This window comes from Photobacterium sp. Ph5 (assembly GCF_022129445.1).
Classification (GTDB): Bacteria; Pseudomonadota; Gammaproteobacteria; order Enterobacterales; family Vibrionaceae; genus Photobacterium.
Map to the genome: position 1 here is coordinate 40,099 of NZ_JADQAQ010000003.1, position 14,701 is coordinate 54,799.

Annotated in this window: 13 protein-coding genes; all 13 read left to right on the plus strand. The window is 38.9% G+C overall.

The genetic code is table 11. The annotated features are described in order from the left end of the window. The first annotated feature begins 6 nt into the window (after positions 1-6). The 13 genes from I3259_RS01855 to I3259_RS01915 all read left to right on the plus strand — a co-directional run bounded on the left by I3259_RS01855 (position 7) and on the right by I3259_RS01915 (position 14,681). The gene (locus I3259_RS01855; RefSeq protein WP_238028068.1) at positions 7-1,233 is read left to right on the plus strand and encodes a type II secretion system F family protein; all 1,227 of its coding nucleotides are present in this window, start codon (positions 7-9) and stop codon (positions 1,231-1,233) included. Continuing rightward, complete coding sequence (locus I3259_RS01860) at positions 1,214-1,690, plus strand: hypothetical protein (RefSeq protein ID WP_238028069.1); 477 nt, start codon at positions 1,214-1,216, stop codon at positions 1,688-1,690. Before I3259_RS01855 ends, I3259_RS01860 begins: the two co-directional genes overlap by 20 nt. A gap of 30 nt (positions 1,691-1,720) precedes the next feature. Beyond that, complete coding sequence (locus I3259_RS01865; protein WP_238028070.1) at positions 1,721-2,311, plus strand: type II secretion system protein; 591 nt, start codon at positions 1,721-1,723, stop codon at positions 2,309-2,311. A gap of 15 nt (positions 2,312-2,326) precedes the next feature. After that, on the plus strand, positions 2,327-2,800 hold the full coding sequence (locus I3259_RS01870; RefSeq protein WP_238028071.1) for a type II secretion system protein: 474 nt from the start codon (positions 2,327-2,329) through the stop codon (positions 2,798-2,800). A gap of 35 nt (positions 2,801-2,835) precedes the next feature. Further along, a complete protein-coding gene (locus tag I3259_RS01875; RefSeq protein ID WP_238028072.1) occupies positions 2,836-3,303 on the plus strand; it encodes a type II secretion system protein in 468 nt (155 codons plus the stop codon). 52 nt (positions 3,304-3,355) lie between these two features. Continuing rightward, positions 3,356-3,823, plus strand: a complete 468-nt coding sequence (locus tag I3259_RS01880) for a type II secretion system protein (RefSeq protein ID WP_238028073.1) — start codon at positions 3,356-3,358, stop codon at positions 3,821-3,823. Between the two features lie 104 nt (positions 3,824-3,927). Further along, complete coding sequence (locus tag I3259_RS01885; protein WP_238028074.1) at positions 3,928-4,419, plus strand: prepilin-type N-terminal cleavage/methylation domain-containing protein; 492 nt, start codon at positions 3,928-3,930, stop codon at positions 4,417-4,419. Beyond that, positions 4,416-5,030: a type II secretion system protein gene (locus I3259_RS01890; protein WP_238028075.1), complete on the plus strand. Its 615-nt coding sequence runs from the start codon at positions 4,416-4,418 to the stop codon at positions 5,028-5,030. The genes I3259_RS01885 and I3259_RS01890 overlap by 4 nt, the downstream gene beginning before the upstream one ends. After that, a complete protein-coding gene (locus I3259_RS01895) occupies positions 5,030-5,791 on the plus strand; it encodes a type II secretion system protein (protein ID WP_238028076.1) in 762 nt (253 codons plus the stop codon). Before I3259_RS01890 ends, I3259_RS01895 begins: the two co-directional genes overlap by 1 nt. Continuing rightward, a complete protein-coding gene (locus tag I3259_RS01900) occupies positions 5,781-6,257 on the plus strand; it encodes an MshP protein (protein ID WP_238028077.1) in 477 nt (158 codons plus the stop codon). Before I3259_RS01895 ends, I3259_RS01900 begins: the two co-directional genes overlap by 11 nt. Positions 6,258-6,347: 90 nt before the next feature. Next, the gene (locus I3259_RS01905; protein ID WP_238028078.1) at positions 6,348-9,308 is read left to right on the plus strand and encodes a DUF6701 domain-containing protein; all 2,961 of its coding nucleotides are present in this window, start codon (positions 6,348-6,350) and stop codon (positions 9,306-9,308) included. A gap of 240 nt (positions 9,309-9,548) precedes the next feature. Further along, positions 9,549-13,511 (plus strand): DUF6701 domain-containing protein, encoded by a 3,963-nt coding sequence (locus tag I3259_RS01910; protein ID WP_238028079.1) that lies wholly within the window; start codon positions 9,549-9,551, stop codon positions 13,509-13,511. A gap of 126 nt (positions 13,512-13,637) precedes the next feature. Then, positions 13,638-14,681, plus strand: coding sequence for a rod shape-determining protein (locus tag I3259_RS01915; protein ID WP_005371106.1), 1,044 nt, complete (start codon positions 13,638-13,640; stop codon positions 14,679-14,681). Positions 14,682-14,701 lie beyond the last annotated feature (20 nt).

Here is a 14,701-nt window from a genome sequence, read left to right on the forward strand (position 1 = left end):
ACGAAGATGGCAGTATTCAGCTACCGAGGGCGTGGTGATAAAGGTCAATTAAAGCAGGGGACGATAGAAGCATCGAACTCTAATGCTGCGGCTGATCAATTAATGCGCCAAGGTGTTATTCCATTAGAGATCCGAGAAACCCACGGCAAAGCAAAAGGTCAAGCCTTGGATATTAGTGCTTTGTTTCAAGCGCAATTACCACTTGAAGTGCTAGTGATCTTTTGTCGGCAGTTATACAGCTTAACCAAAGCAGGCGTGCCGTTATTACGCGCCTTTAAAGGGTTATCGCAAAGTGCTAGTCACCCATTACTAAAAACGACTCTAGAAGCACTTACGCTTGATTTAACTAATGGTCGAGCACTGTCAGCCGCCATGCAACAACATCCTCGGGTTTTTTCTCGTTTATTTATTTCGATGATCCATGTCGGTGAAAATACGGGTCGCTTAGACGAAGTGTTATTACAACTGGCTAATTATTACGAACAAGAAATGAAAACCCGTCGCCAAATTAAATCAGCGATGCGTTATCCCACTTTTGTATTAACCGCGATCGTGATTGCAATGGGGATATTAAATACCAAAGTTATTCCACAATTTGCGTCGATGTTTTCGCGTTTTGGCGTTGAACTGCCGTGGCCAACCCGAGTGTTGATAGGAACATCCAATTTCTTTGTTCATTATTGGCCAGTAATGATTGGCGTATCCGTCGCTATTTGGTTAGGTATCCGATTTTGGCGTAATACGCCGAAAGGGGCTGAAAAGTGGGATAACTGGCGTTTACGTATGCCTATAACGGGAAGTATTGTTAACCGTGCTCAAATGGCACGTTTTGCCCGAACTTTTTCTTTGATGATCCGTGCGGGTGTGCCTTTAAACCAGGCGATTCAAATGGCGGCAGAATCGTTAGGTAACCGCTTTTTAGAAAATCGCTTGATTGAAATGAAGCAAGGGATCGAAGGCGGCAGCAGTATTTCACGTACCGCAACCAAATCTGGAGTATTTACGCCTTTAGTCTTGCAAATGATTGCCGTAGGCGAAGAAACAGGCCAAGTTGATGACTTGCTGTTAGAAGTGGCTGATTTTTATGATCGTGAAGTAGAGTACGATTTAAAAACATTAACGGCTCGAATCGAACCCATCATGCTGGTTGTTGTCGCTGGCATGGTGTTGTTATTAGCGTTAGGTATCTTCTTGCCAATGTGGGGAATGCTCGATGTCGCTAAGGGATCGTGAGTTACAACATACAAAAAGGTTACAAAATATTTCATGGATACTTGTTACATTAGTACTAATAAGCGTTTTGTTATACGAATGGCAACAAGTGCACAAAAAAGCCAAACAAGTACAGTTAGATTTAACGAAAAATAATTTGTATTTAGGGGCGGTAAACCTACGTCAAAACTGGGAGTTAAACAATAAACCTCAGCATGACGTAATTGATAATATCGAGTTTGAATATACCCCTTTAGGATGGCCTATTGTGTCAAAAAATGGCGAATTAGACTGTCCTAAAATTTGGTTTTTATTATCAAATGGAATGGAAGTGGTTGATTATAGTTCATTTGATTATATAAAATCAGGCTATTCAAGTGGTTATAATTCATGTTTATATGACATCGGTATTAATAAAAAATTGGCAATATTTTATATTAATGACAAAATACATATTGTCAGTAATTTGTCGCTGTAGTGTCGAGTTTTTTACAATAAGGATAGGGAAATGAAAAAAAACGCCGGCTTTTCACTTATTGAATTAGTCGTTGTGATTATTGTGCTCGGGATCTTAGCGGCAACCGCTTTACCTCGGTTTATGAATATCACCGATCAAGCGAAGCAATCAGCAATAGAAGGGATGACAGGTGGTTTTGCTACTGCCGTGATTTCTGCTAGAGCGCAATGGGAAGCGTATGGTCGCCCTGTTGATAGCGGAAATAATAATGTTGTTGATTACGACGGTACTGAATTTAAGTTAACCCAAGAAGATACCACGTTAAATATACGCCCTGGTTATCCGTTTGCGTTAAATACCAGTGCAACAACTGATGTGGTTGATATTACTGCAACGGACTGTTTAGATTTGTTGCAAGAACTGATGCAGAACCCACCGTTAGCAACGACCTCCCGTGATGATCTTGCAAGTGGAAAAGATTTATTTTTCGTCATGGTTGAAGGCACAGGTGCCGCTAAACAGTGTCGTTATTACCAGCTAGCATCGGCTAGCAAAAACAGCTCTGGTGAAGTGAATCCATTAGCCGGGCATTCTTTTACGTATCAACCGGCAGTCGGTCGTGTTGAAGTTGATTTGAAATAAATGAAAGGAATCAATATGAAAGGTCAAAAGGGTTTTACGCTTATTGAGCTAGTGGTTGTTATTGTCATTCTTGGCATTCTTGCAGTCACGGCTGCACCTAAATTTATGAATTTACAGACTGATGCTCGTAATGCATCACTAGAAGGGTTAAAAGGTGCTATTCAAGGCGCAGCGGGTATTGCTTACGGTAAGGCGGCTGTGAAAGGTCAAGAGTCTGGCGATGGTGCGATTAGTGTTGCTGGTAGCACATTAGATTTAACCGAAGGTTATCCTGATGCAACATCTGCGGCACTAAGCTTAATTGTTAATGGTTTGCATAGTGGTAATACTGAGTGGAAAGCATTTCAGCCTAACAATGCAGTAAACGATACCATTTCATATACGTTTGCTAATCAAAAAGCTGATAACACTCAAGCAAAATGTTATGTGACTTATTCACAAGCTACATCAGCATCTGCTGCAACAGTAACTGTCACAAAGTGTGATTAATTTTTATAGTTAGTTAAGGTTTCATTGGAGTTAATATGAAGCGCCAAAATGGTTTTACCCTTATTGAATTAGTGGTAGTGATTGTCATTCTAGGTATTTTAGCGGTTACTGCTGCACCTAAATTTATGAATTTACAAGGTGATGCGCGTCATGCATCGTTACAAGGTCTAAAAGGTGCGCTTCAAGGTGCGTCTGGTATCGTTTACGGTAAGGCTGCAATTAAAGGTATTGAATCATCAACGTCAGGTGCAGTAAGTACAGGTATTGGTACTGGAACTGTCAAGACAGTATTTGGTTATCCTTCTGCGGATAATAGCGGTATTGTTGCGGCATTGGCTAGTGCTGATGAGTGGACTCATTTTGTATCAGGATCAACGGCAACATTTACATTTAAGAACTATAAAGAAGGTTCTATTCCAAATGATTGCTTTGTAAAGTACTCACAGCCGTCTAAGGCGGGTGATGTGCCTACAATTTCAATTCCTGTAGATGCATGTAAATAATATTTTTTAATAAAAAGCATATGGTTATGCTTTTATTTAAGTGGAAAAAATGATGAAAAAGCAACAAGGTTTTACTCTAATTGAGTTAGTAGTAGTGATTGTTATTTTAGGTATTTTAGCTGTAACAGCTGCACCTAAGTTTATGAACCTACAAGTAGATGCTCGTAATGCTTCGCTGCAAGGTTTAAAAGGTTCGCTACAAGGTGCGGCTGGTATTGTATATGGTAAATCAGCCATCGCTGGACTAGAAGCAACTCCTTCTGTGACGAAAGCTAAGTCAGGTGATATTGGTATGGCTTTAGTTTATGGTTACCCAGCAGCGACTTCTGATGGTATTAAACTTGCCGTTAGTGGCCTAGAAGATAATAAAGAGTGGAAAGAAGTTGCAGCAACAGGCACTCCTAAAGATGGTATTAATTTCACATTTGCTAATTCGTCAGCAACCGATAGCTGCTATGTAAATTATGCATCATCCGTATCTGGTGCAGCTCCAGTTGTAACTGTAGTTGGCTGTAAATAATTAGCTAATAGCTAAAACAAAAGGCGCAGTCATTCGGCTGCGCCTTTTTTGTATAAATCTGATAAATTACACAATAATGAAATAGGTCATATTTAGGTGGTAATGTGAAGCAGCAACAAGGTTTTACTCTCGTTGAACTCATTATGGTGATCGTGATTATTGGGATCATCAGTGCCACTGCTGCTGCACGTTTTTCAGGTCGTAGTGAGTTTGATGCACAGCTTACCCGTGATCAGGCGATTTCTGTTATTCGCCAAATTCAAATATCTTCAATGCAAGGGCAGCGCGCTCCCTTGAATGTTTCTTCGCAATGCTTAGGTGTCTGCGACGCTGCTCATCCTGAAACAGATGGTAGTTTGCGTCAATCACAAACCAATACCGAATTTTCATTAGTTGATGGCGGAAATACTCGCACTAATTTGTACTTTAATTTGCTTGGGCAGCCCGTAAATACATCAATAACAGCACCAATGTTAGTGTGTACTAACGGTTGCACCATTACGATCACAGCAAAAAATAAACAAACTGCCAGCATTTGTATTAATAGCCAAGGCTATGTGTATAAAAAGAAAGATAATGAGGTGTGTAGTAAGTGAATACTCACATAAAACAACGTGGTTTTACCTTAATTGAAGGGATTATCACTATTGTATTGCTTGCGATTGCGATGATCACTTTAGTGAGCTTTCTTTTTCCTCAAGTGGAGCGCTCTGCGGTTCCTCATTATCAAGCGCGATCAGCGGCAATGGCAGATGCGATTTTTAATGAAATTTTAGCGCGTCAGTTTGATCAAAAATCCGATCCCTATGGTGACAGTGTTTACCGCTGTGGTGAAAATACCGCTCAAGATAAAGAGAACCCATGTACGTTAGCATTACGATTTGGTCCGGATTCTTTGGATGAAGCAACCAAACCTGAATATTCAAATGATGTTGACGATTTTATTGGTTGTTGGGGTGATAGCAAACAATGCCCTGAGCCATATAAATACCTTGATGGTAAAGCTTATAAAAAGCCAACCATGACATCTCGTCGAGGCGATCTCGTGACACTGTTTCCTAGCTTAGCGGATGGCGACTATACACATATTTTTGCAACGATAGATGTTAAAGAGGTGGCAGATAAACCATTAAAGAAAATCATTCTAACCGTGAATGCAGGGCGCTATGGTAAGTATGATTACATTGCATATAAAGGTAATTACTAATGGCAAAACAGCGCGGTTTTACGCTATTTGAAATGGTGATCGCCATTGTGGTGTTATCGATCATTATGATTGGGATCGGTAGCTATATTGCGATTGGCGTAAAGGGGTATACCAATACCGTTGATCGTGAGCGTTTGCAGTCTCAAGCCCGTTTTCTTGTTGCTAGAATGACCAAAGAAATTCGCCATGCCGCGCCAAATAGTTTGTCTATTTCTGGTTCACAAGGCAGTAAAAATAGGTGTTTAAGCTTTTACCCTATAGTGAGTTCTGCGGTTTATTATACTGACTCGCCCAATGGTAGTGATGAATTGAATGTTTCTCCATTTGATCCGGATAATACGGATGTCTGGAGATTAAATACAGACTGGAATGTCGCTGTAGGCTTTGCGTCAGCAGATCAATACCAAGATAATAATGTTGTTATGTCTGGGGCTGAAGAATATACAACTTCAGAGAATAAAGGTCTGTGGCTATTATCGTTAAAAGATTCAAATAAAATAACCACTTCATCACCAGGTAAGCGTTTATATTTATATAAAAACAAAATTAGCTATTGCCAAGTTGGAAATACCATTGAGCGTCAGGTTAATGATACCGATGGTATTGTCATGGCAAGCGATGTTGAAATGTTTACTCCAACAGTACAAACCGCTGGCTTAAATAGTAATGCGATTGCTTTTATTGGTATAGAATTTAAAGATCCAAGAACTAATGAAACCGCAGATTATAATCACAGTGTGCAGGTGTTAAATGTATTATAAAAGTTACGCTAAACAGCGCGGCAGTGGCTTGATGATCGTACTGTTTGTGATTGTGGTGATGGGCTTAATGGCAATGGCGATGACAAAAATCGGTACCTCTAGCCAAACTATGACCACCAAAGAAGTGTTGGGTACTCGGGCATGGTTTACGGCACATTCAGCGAATGAGGTAGTATTAACGGAGCTTTTCCCATTGGAGCCATTACAAAGAAAACCTGGTGTATGTAAAAATTATTCAGCATCAGAAATTGCAACAGAGATAGATATGCCTGAATTTCAAACTGGCTGTAAGGTTATTCAAGTTAATTGTCAAAAGATAGAAATAACGGCACTTAAAACTACTGAATTTAAAGTAGAAAGTACGGCTGTTTGTGGTAGTGGGAAAATAACCATGACAAGAACACAAGAAGTATGGGCGAAAGAGTTAAAAAATAATAATGATAATAAAACTAAAACTCGACGTTAAATTAAAATAAATAGAAGTATAGTTATTACTATGTTGAAAGTGAAAGGTAACAATATATTTAAACTATGGCTAATGGTTTGCTTATTATTAATGAGTTGGAATTCTATTGCTCAAGCGGAAATGAATGTCTGTAAATATTTCCCTGGTACAGCTCAATCATGGAATAAGGATAAAAGTGAGTTTCATGGAAATCACCGTATTTTAGTTTCAGGTTCACCTATTATTAATAATAAACATTACCTTGGTTTTAGTTCTGTATTGCAAGACAATAATCCAAGTGCTGAAAATAAATTTTGTGATGGAAACATATGTTACCCCGCATCTGAAAATAGTCATCTCTATGCTAAAGAAAAAGATTTTTCTGACATGCAATCATGGCCTTTAGATGGCGATCATTGGGGAAATTACATTCCAGATGCAGGTGTAATAAAACCTACACAGCGGCGTTATGCATTTAATACCTTTGATCTTACTAAGCAAGAAGTCATTGTTCCTAATGGAACAGTTATTTATACAAAAAGATTTAATATGGCCGCGAATAGTTACTTATCTGCTGAATCTGGTAAACCGGATGATTTAATTATTTATGTTGATGGAGACAGTGAAAGTCCTACTGATATTACATCATTAAGTAAAGGCTCCACACTCAAAGGGTTACTCTATTCAAAAGCCAAGGTAGATATGTCTAATGGCTTGGGCGAAGGTGAAATAACACAAGTTTATGGTTCGGTAACTGCACCTGATTTAATTATGAATGGTAGTAGTTCGACAATAAAAACGATTATTCACGGACAAAGTAAGTGCTTTGAACCACCTAAACCTATTTATGAATTAGCAATAACGTTAGCAAAACAATCCCCTACATTGTGTGATGAACAAATCGTCACGTTTAATGTTACACCTGATATAGAGAAAGCCGATATCGCGGTTTTTTTATCAATGGTGAGTGGTGGACAATATTCGGTAGATGGTAAAACGTTTATTGATATTCCGACAGATACGATTTCGCTACCCGTTCAAAATAATAAAGCGCAATTGTGGCTTCGCAGTAACGATGCTGGAAACGTGACGATTAATGCGCATTTATCCAGTGATGAAAGTGTAAAAGCCAATAGTAACTATGATGTGTTACCCGCAGATAAGTTGTATCTGGTTGCATCAACAGTAAACGATCATATCGTAGCCGGTAAACCCTTTGATGTTGATGTGGAAGTGAAGCAGTGTTCGGCTGATTTTACTCAAAAAACAGCAACTCACTTTAATGGCAATGTGACCTCGGTTTCAACTGATTATATACAACCAAAATCAGGTAACGTTAAAGCAGAATGGGATAATTCACCCGTTAAGATCACGAATGGTAAAGGCGAAAAGTCGTTAAAACTTCATTACTCAGACGCAGGCAAAATCCAATTAAAGGTTAATGCGAATGGCGTTTTTGAAGATAAGAAAGGTAATAAGCAGGATATAACCCTTACCAGTAATGGCTTAGATTTATATTTCCGTCCATGGACGTTTGCGGTTTGTCCTTTGACATTATATAGCAAAGATAAAATCAGAACGGCTGATGGCACGGCAAGTGGTGGAGAGAAGTTTACACAAGCAGGAGCGCCATTTGATGTGTTACTTAAGCCTTTAGTTTGGGTTGAAAGTTTAGATAAGCCGAAAGTGAATAACGAATATAATATGTTCGCTCAAGAGTATTGTGAAGCTTCAGTCACAGAAAACTTTTTAGCGAATGACGCGCCCTCAATTGATAATCTAAAAGTTAGCGCAACATTAGACTCGCCTAAAAATGGCGTATTAGGCGATTTTTATTCCGGTGATAATCAAGTAAAAAATACAATCTTAAAAGGGATTGTTATTCAGCATAACCATTGGGATGACGTCGGCAGTATTAATTATCATGTCAGATTAGATAATTACATGGGCTTTGATGATATGGATGTTGACCCAAGCTATTGCCGGATTGGTCGTTTTTATCCGGCTTATTTTCAATTAGAAAATAATAGCGTGACACCGGCAATAAATGGTTTTACCTATATGAATCAGCCTTTCGGCGTGTCATTCAATATTGGTGCATATAACAATAACGGTAAAATAGTCACAAACTATAATGGCTTTGCTAGAACACTACAAAATACATTTATTCCAGAAGTTGTGTATGGGAATGCTATTACTTCTGAAAAAGATAATCGTTTAAAAGAGGTAATAGTCCCTCTTTGGTCTAAAATATTTGGTGATTCGATTAAATTTAGTTCTGATACAGTAAAGTTTATTCGTAAAAAAGATGTGGATTTTATTCCAAAAGAAGAAGGCGAAAGAACAGCCTCTGAACCGGATGGCCCTTATAAAAACTGGCAATTATTCTTACGCATAAAACCGTTACCTACTAGTGATAATTTGGAAAATCCTGAAGTGGTTGATTGGAAAGATAACACTAATATTCAGTTGGTTGGCACTAACGATCTTCGCTATGGTCGTATGGTTTTGGATGATGCTTCTGGTGATCTAAATCAGACATTAACGATCCCATTACGGGTTGAGTATTGGAATGGTTCTGAGTTTGTCACTAATACCGATGACTCAATATCAAGATTTGATGGTGCCAATTATTGTTATCAAGTGATACAGGCGGTGGTTAAACCCAATATTTCAACACCAGTAAAACCTCCTTATACTGATGGCGAGGAGCATACTGTATTTTGGGGAAGATCATCATCTGGTGAATTACTTGCACACCCTATTAATAGCTTGAATAAAAATGAGATTATCCGGCAGAAAATAAGATTTTGGCAGCGATTATCAAAAAATACTACGCCTAATGGAGCGGTATCTCGTGTTGAAAATATACTTACGGACAAGAGTATAGTTTGTCCTCGAGAGACTAATACGAGTAATCAACCATGGTTAAGTTATAACTGGCGCGACTTCGGTGATGAAGACCCATCTGCGACGGTAACCTTTGGCGTTTATCACGGAAATGACCGAATTATTTATCGGGATGAAGTAAATAAAGATAATAAGCCTATCCCATACGTTGATTATCAATAGTCTTAAGTAGATGCCAAGCCTTATTTATAAGGCTTGGCTTTTTTATATCGGTCAAAAACAACTTAAAAATCAACATTGATGAGTCTCTTTTGTTGCTATCAACCGTTTTTATAACATGGTGGCTAGGTGGTATCTTTATGTTGATTAAAATGTTACTAGTTAATAGTTCTGATTAAGAGCATAGGATGAAATGGAATTCCTATTGCTATGTATGTGTAAAAAGGATTTTGGGTTAAAGCCATGGGCAAAGTAATTGTTCTATTATTGACGTTATTGTTTGGATTTTCAGTACAGGCTACAGCCAACACCAATCCCCAGTATGAATTTGGTCATTATGAGTATTCAGCAACGGATAAATGCCATTTATCAAACAGTGAAAGTGGTTGTACGATCACACTTAAAAAAAAATATAGTCAGACACCACTTGTTTTTTTAATGCCAACGATTCCTGCAAATAATCCTGATGCAGATAGACCTCAAACCGTTTCTTTACTTAATGTGACGAAAGAAAGCTTCACCATAAAACAGTTTGCTGCGCCGTTAGATGATGATATTGACTTAAATAAAGAACCTATGACAGTCATTAGTTATTTTGTTATGGAGCCGGGCGAACTGACACTTGATGATGGTCATAAAATTTATGCGGGTTCTATTGATACGGGAAAATATGCAGGTGATGGAGAGGATTCAAAACCTGCTAATGAGAATATAGACTTTAATGGTTTCTCATTTTCAGAATCGCCAGTCGTCCTTTCAGAAGTACAAACACGAAATAATAACCGTTGGTTTACCTCTGCGGTTCATTCTGTCACAACAGCAGGTCTTAATTTAGGTTTAGAGATTACACGAGTTGAACGTAATGATGTTCCTGGTGATGATAAACCATTCCCTAAAACAGAAAAAATAGCCTACCTTGTCAGTGAGCCTGTTTCTGGTTTATCTGGGGGATACCAATATGAGTTTACTAAAGGTAGTGTTCTTAAAACGAAAGGTGATAAGCCGTTAAAATCAGCTTGTAATGGTAGCAATGGTTTTCAGCAACGCTATGATTCTTTACCCTTTGTTATTGGTGGTAAGTTAGAGCGAAATGGCGGTCAAGGCGGTTGGCTGCGCCGCTGTGAACTTACAGATAACGGTGTAAGTTTTGTTATTGATGAAGATATTCCTGATGGTGTGGGAATACGTAGCCGTAACCATACCAGTGAGCATATTGGCTTTATGGCGTTTGCTCCGAAAGTTAATGACTATTGTGAGTATTTCCCAAGTGTTGCGCAGTCTCATTATGATGATAGCTATCTTGTGATGATGGGAATTAAAGGTCCCTATATTAAAAATAACACGCCAGAAAAATTTGAATTGGGTTTTAAAAAATCAGCATATGATGGAAATATAAAGTCTGAAACTTGCCGTAATCTTCGAGATAAATGGGAATGTACATTAAACGAAAGCTTAATAGTACAGCCGTATGAAGATATATCATCAGTTCCTGATGGTACTATTAATAATATATATCATTATGATAAAAATAACCCATTAGAATTAGAATTTGGTTCTTATAAAAATATTGAAGTAGGTCAAGGGACAACAGTTATATTATCTTCTGGTAAGTATACAATTGAAAGCTTATCTTTACATAAAAATTCCATATTTAAATTACGTGATAAAAATAAAAAAACAGAAATATATGTCAGGAATGCAGATTTAAATGGAAAGATAAACACTGATGGTAAGCCTGAAAATCTTTATATTTTTGGTGTTACTAAGGACTCTGATTTAAATCAAGGTACTGATTATATGCCTGCGTCTATAAAAGCAAATGAAACGGCAGAAATAGTCGCATATATATATTCAGTGGGTAATGTCTTATTTTCTGCAAATTACACGAGCTTGGGAGTAGAGAGGAAAGTTACTCTTAGAGGCGCGGTTACTGCTAGAAATATTCGTTTAGATACAGAATCTAATATTATTGGTGATGGTATCTGTATTAATACGCCTGATAGTAATTACATATTAGAAATAACACCAACCGAGCATTATTCATTAACCTGTGATGATTTACTGGTAACATTTAATGTCAAAACGGAAGATGGTGAGTTAGCCAATGATTTTAATGGTACCGTCACTGTTAGTACTGATATTAAGCAAGCTGGTTTAGCACACTGGTCTTTACCTAATGATGATTCCATTTTATCTGATGCTTATACACCAACAGATGTCACGATTAAAAATGGTCAAGGGCGCTTACGTTTACATAGCCCAAATTATATTGGCAATATAAAAGTGACAGGTAAGGCCGTTGATTCAACTATCACTAATGAGGTGGAAGGTAACTATACCTTTGTACCATTTAAGTTTGGTTTCACACCTAGCCCAATAAAAACAATTGCGGGTAAACCTACCTCAGTCACTATCTCAGCTCTGGCTTGTAATGATGGAACGGCAAGAGTGGCGACAGGTTACAGTGGTAATAAAGAGTTAACTATTAATACTACCTTTATTGCGCCGAGAGAAATTGGGAATGGCAAGATTGAAATTAGCAAGCCGAATGGCAATACGTGGAAAACAGAACAAGAAACGTTAAATTTCTCATCGGGTGTGGCGAAATTTGATTTGAAATATCCTGATGCGGGTAAAGTGAATCTGTCTGTTTCTGATCCTAATTGTTCATTAGAAACGGGTTGTGATAGCGAGTTAACCTCAGGCACTGATGACGAGTACGATGGGTGGGAGGTACTTAAAGGCTCTGTTGAAGTACATGCCCGTCCGTGGACATTTGCCGTATGCCCAAAAAATAAAGATGGCGAATATGTTAAGGCCGATGGTACATCATCGTCAGGTGAAGGCTTTGTTGCTGCCGGTGATAAATTTGATGTGGATGTAAAACCTATTGTCTGGCGCAATGCGGGATCTGAAACTGCAGATATTAACAGTCTGTATTCAAGTAGCATTGATTTGTGTGAAAGCGTAATAACACCTAACTTTTTTAAAGCAGGTGCTCCAGCAGCACGTGTTGAATTATCTATTCCATCGGATCATTCAATAACACCAGTGAATGGTAAGCCTGGTGAATTGCAAGGCATTACAGTAAAAGAACACACTGAAACTTTAACCTATACCGATTTATCTTGGAGTGAAGTCGGCAGTGTTCGTTTACAAGCCAAGCCCCAAGCAAAATATTTAGGCATGAATATTAATCAAGGCTATCGTGATATTGGGCGTTTTTACCCTAAATATTTAGAGCTTCAACCAAATAGCATTATATATCCAAACGGTCATGATCAATTTGCTTATTTAGGCCAACCATTTAATGCTCAAGTAATGATTAAGGCGAAAAATGCGTTGGGTAATCAAGTTAATAACTACAACAAGTTTGATTTGGCGTATCAAGCGGATGTTGCACTGACTGCGTATGAACATCCATCATTAACGAGTTTATATCATCGCTTCTCATATCATAACGCAACAGGTTCGACAGAGAAGACCTTTAAGGGGTATTGGAATAGTGACGTTCAACAAACATGGCTATTAGCACGTAAGCCTATTGTTGCCGCCATTAACCCAACAACAGAGGAAGATGGTCCTTGGTCTTCAAGTAATAGCCGCTTTGGTGGGTATATAACAGAAAACCATGATCCTATTTCTATTCGAAATAGTACATCGGTTGATACTGATGCGGTGGATACTCATACTGTCGCGCAGTTCGAAGTGACACCTAATTTACGCTACGGACGAATGGTGTTAGATGATGCAATTAGCCCGTTTGATCAACCTGTTAATATACCGCTAAAGGTTGAGCATTGGGATGGCAGTGAATTTCAAACACATATTGCTGATAGTGGTTCGGAATATAATAGTAATTATTACTGTAAGCAGGCGTTACACCCTAATGATGAGTCTAATACATCGGTGTTAACAATGAATAAAACGGGTAGTGTCAATGCAGGTAAAAGTGATCAAATTGAGGCTCATCCTCAGTTATCAACGCCTGCGAATTATAAAAAACAACAAACCCGTTTTTGGCTGCGTATTGCAACCGATGCGCCAATAAATATCGGTTGTAGTCAAACCAACAAAGCGCACCAACCATGGTTGACTTATAACTGGCGAGAGTTGGGTGATGAGGATCCATCAGCGATTGTGACATTTGGTGTCTATCGCGGGAGTGATCGTATCGTTTATCGTGGTGAAAGAGGGCTAAATTAAGCCTTAGCGCAAATAAATTGCAAATCTGTGGCAGGTTTGACAATCCTTACCTTGTTTCAGTGTCTAGCGCTTGGTACATTTAGTGCAATTTAACGAATTTTGATCTTTCAGGATTAGCCGAAGACTATGTTTAAAAAACTTCGTGGCATGTTTTCTAATGACCTGTCTATTGACTTGGGTACTGCCAACACCCTTATTTATGTCAAAGGACAGGGCATCGTTCTAGATGAACCCTCTGTGGTTGCAATCCGTCAAGACCGTGCAGGCGCAACAAAAAGTGTTGCTGCGGTAGGTCATGACGCAAAATTAATGCTTGGTCGTACTCCAGGTAATATCGCTGCTATTCGTCCAATGAAAGACGGTGTAATTGCTGACTTCTATGTAACTGAAAAAATGTTGCAGCATTTTATTAAGCAAGTACACGATAATAGTATCCTACGCCCAAGTCCTCGTGTTTTGGTTGCCGTTCCTTGTGGCTCTACTCAAGTTGAACGTCGTGCAATCCGTGAATCAGCGCAAGGTGCAGGTGCTCGTGAAGTTTACTTAATCGATGAGCCAATGGCGGCTGCCATCGGTGCTGGTATGCCAGTGTCTGAAGCAACAGGTTCAATGGTGATCGATATCGGTGGTGGTACAACAGAAGTTGCCGTTATCTCACTTAATGGTGTGGTTTACTCATCATCTGTTCGCATTGGTGGTGACCGTTTTGACGAAGCTGTGATCAACTACGTTCGTCGTAACTACGGTAGCTTGATTGGTGAAGCAACGGCTGAGCGCATTAAGCATGAAATCGGTTCAGCTTATCCAGGCGATGAAGTACGTGAGATTGAAGTACGTGGTCGTAACCTTGCTGAAGGTGTACCTCGTAGCTTTACGTTAAATTCAAATGAAATCCTAGAAGCACTACAAGAGCCATTAACTGGTATTGTATCTGCAGTAATGGTTGCGCTAGAACAGTGTCCGCCAGAGCTTGCATCTGATATTTCAGAGCGTGGTATGGTACTGACAGGTGGTGGTGCACTACTTCGTGATTTAGATCGTTTACTAACCGAAGAAACAGGTATTCCTGTGGTTGTTGCTGAAGATCCACTAACATGTGTGGCTCGTGGTGGCGGTAAAGCGTTAGAAATGATTGATATGCACGGTGGCGATCTCTTCAGCGAAGAGTAATAATGCCTGCGTTAGTTTTC

Excerpts from the sequence above, each read along its gene's own strand:
- I3259_RS01855 (WP_238028068.1), top strand. The coding sequence starts at position 7 with ATGGCAGTATTCAGCTACCGAGGGCGTGGTGATAAAGGTCAATTAAAG.
- I3259_RS01860 (WP_238028069.1), top strand. The coding sequence starts at position 1,214 with ATGTCGCTAAGGGATCGTGAGTTACAACATACAAAAAGGTTACAAAAT.
- I3259_RS01865 (WP_238028070.1), top strand. The coding sequence starts at position 1,721 with ATGAAAAAAAACGCCGGCTTTTCACTTATTGAATTAGTCGTTGTGATT.
- I3259_RS01870 (WP_238028071.1), top strand. The coding sequence starts at position 2,327 with ATGAAAGGTCAAAAGGGTTTTACGCTTATTGAGCTAGTGGTTGTTATT.
- I3259_RS01875 (WP_238028072.1), top strand. The coding sequence starts at position 2,836 with ATGAAGCGCCAAAATGGTTTTACCCTTATTGAATTAGTGGTAGTGATT.
- I3259_RS01880 (WP_238028073.1), top strand. The coding sequence starts at position 3,356 with ATGAAAAAGCAACAAGGTTTTACTCTAATTGAGTTAGTAGTAGTGATT.
- I3259_RS01895 (WP_238028076.1), top strand. The coding sequence starts at position 5,030 with ATGGCAAAACAGCGCGGTTTTACGCTATTTGAAATGGTGATCGCCATT.
- I3259_RS01900 (WP_238028077.1), top strand. The coding sequence starts at position 5,781 with ATGTATTATAAAAGTTACGCTAAACAGCGCGGCAGTGGCTTGATGATC.
- I3259_RS01905 (WP_238028078.1), top strand. The coding sequence starts at position 6,348 with ATGAGTTGGAATTCTATTGCTCAAGCGGAAATGAATGTCTGTAAATAT.
- I3259_RS01910 (WP_238028079.1), top strand. The coding sequence starts at position 9,549 with ATGGGCAAAGTAATTGTTCTATTATTGACGTTATTGTTTGGATTTTCA.
- I3259_RS01915 (WP_005371106.1), top strand. The coding sequence starts at position 13,638 with ATGTTTAAAAAACTTCGTGGCATGTTTTCTAATGACCTGTCTATTGAC.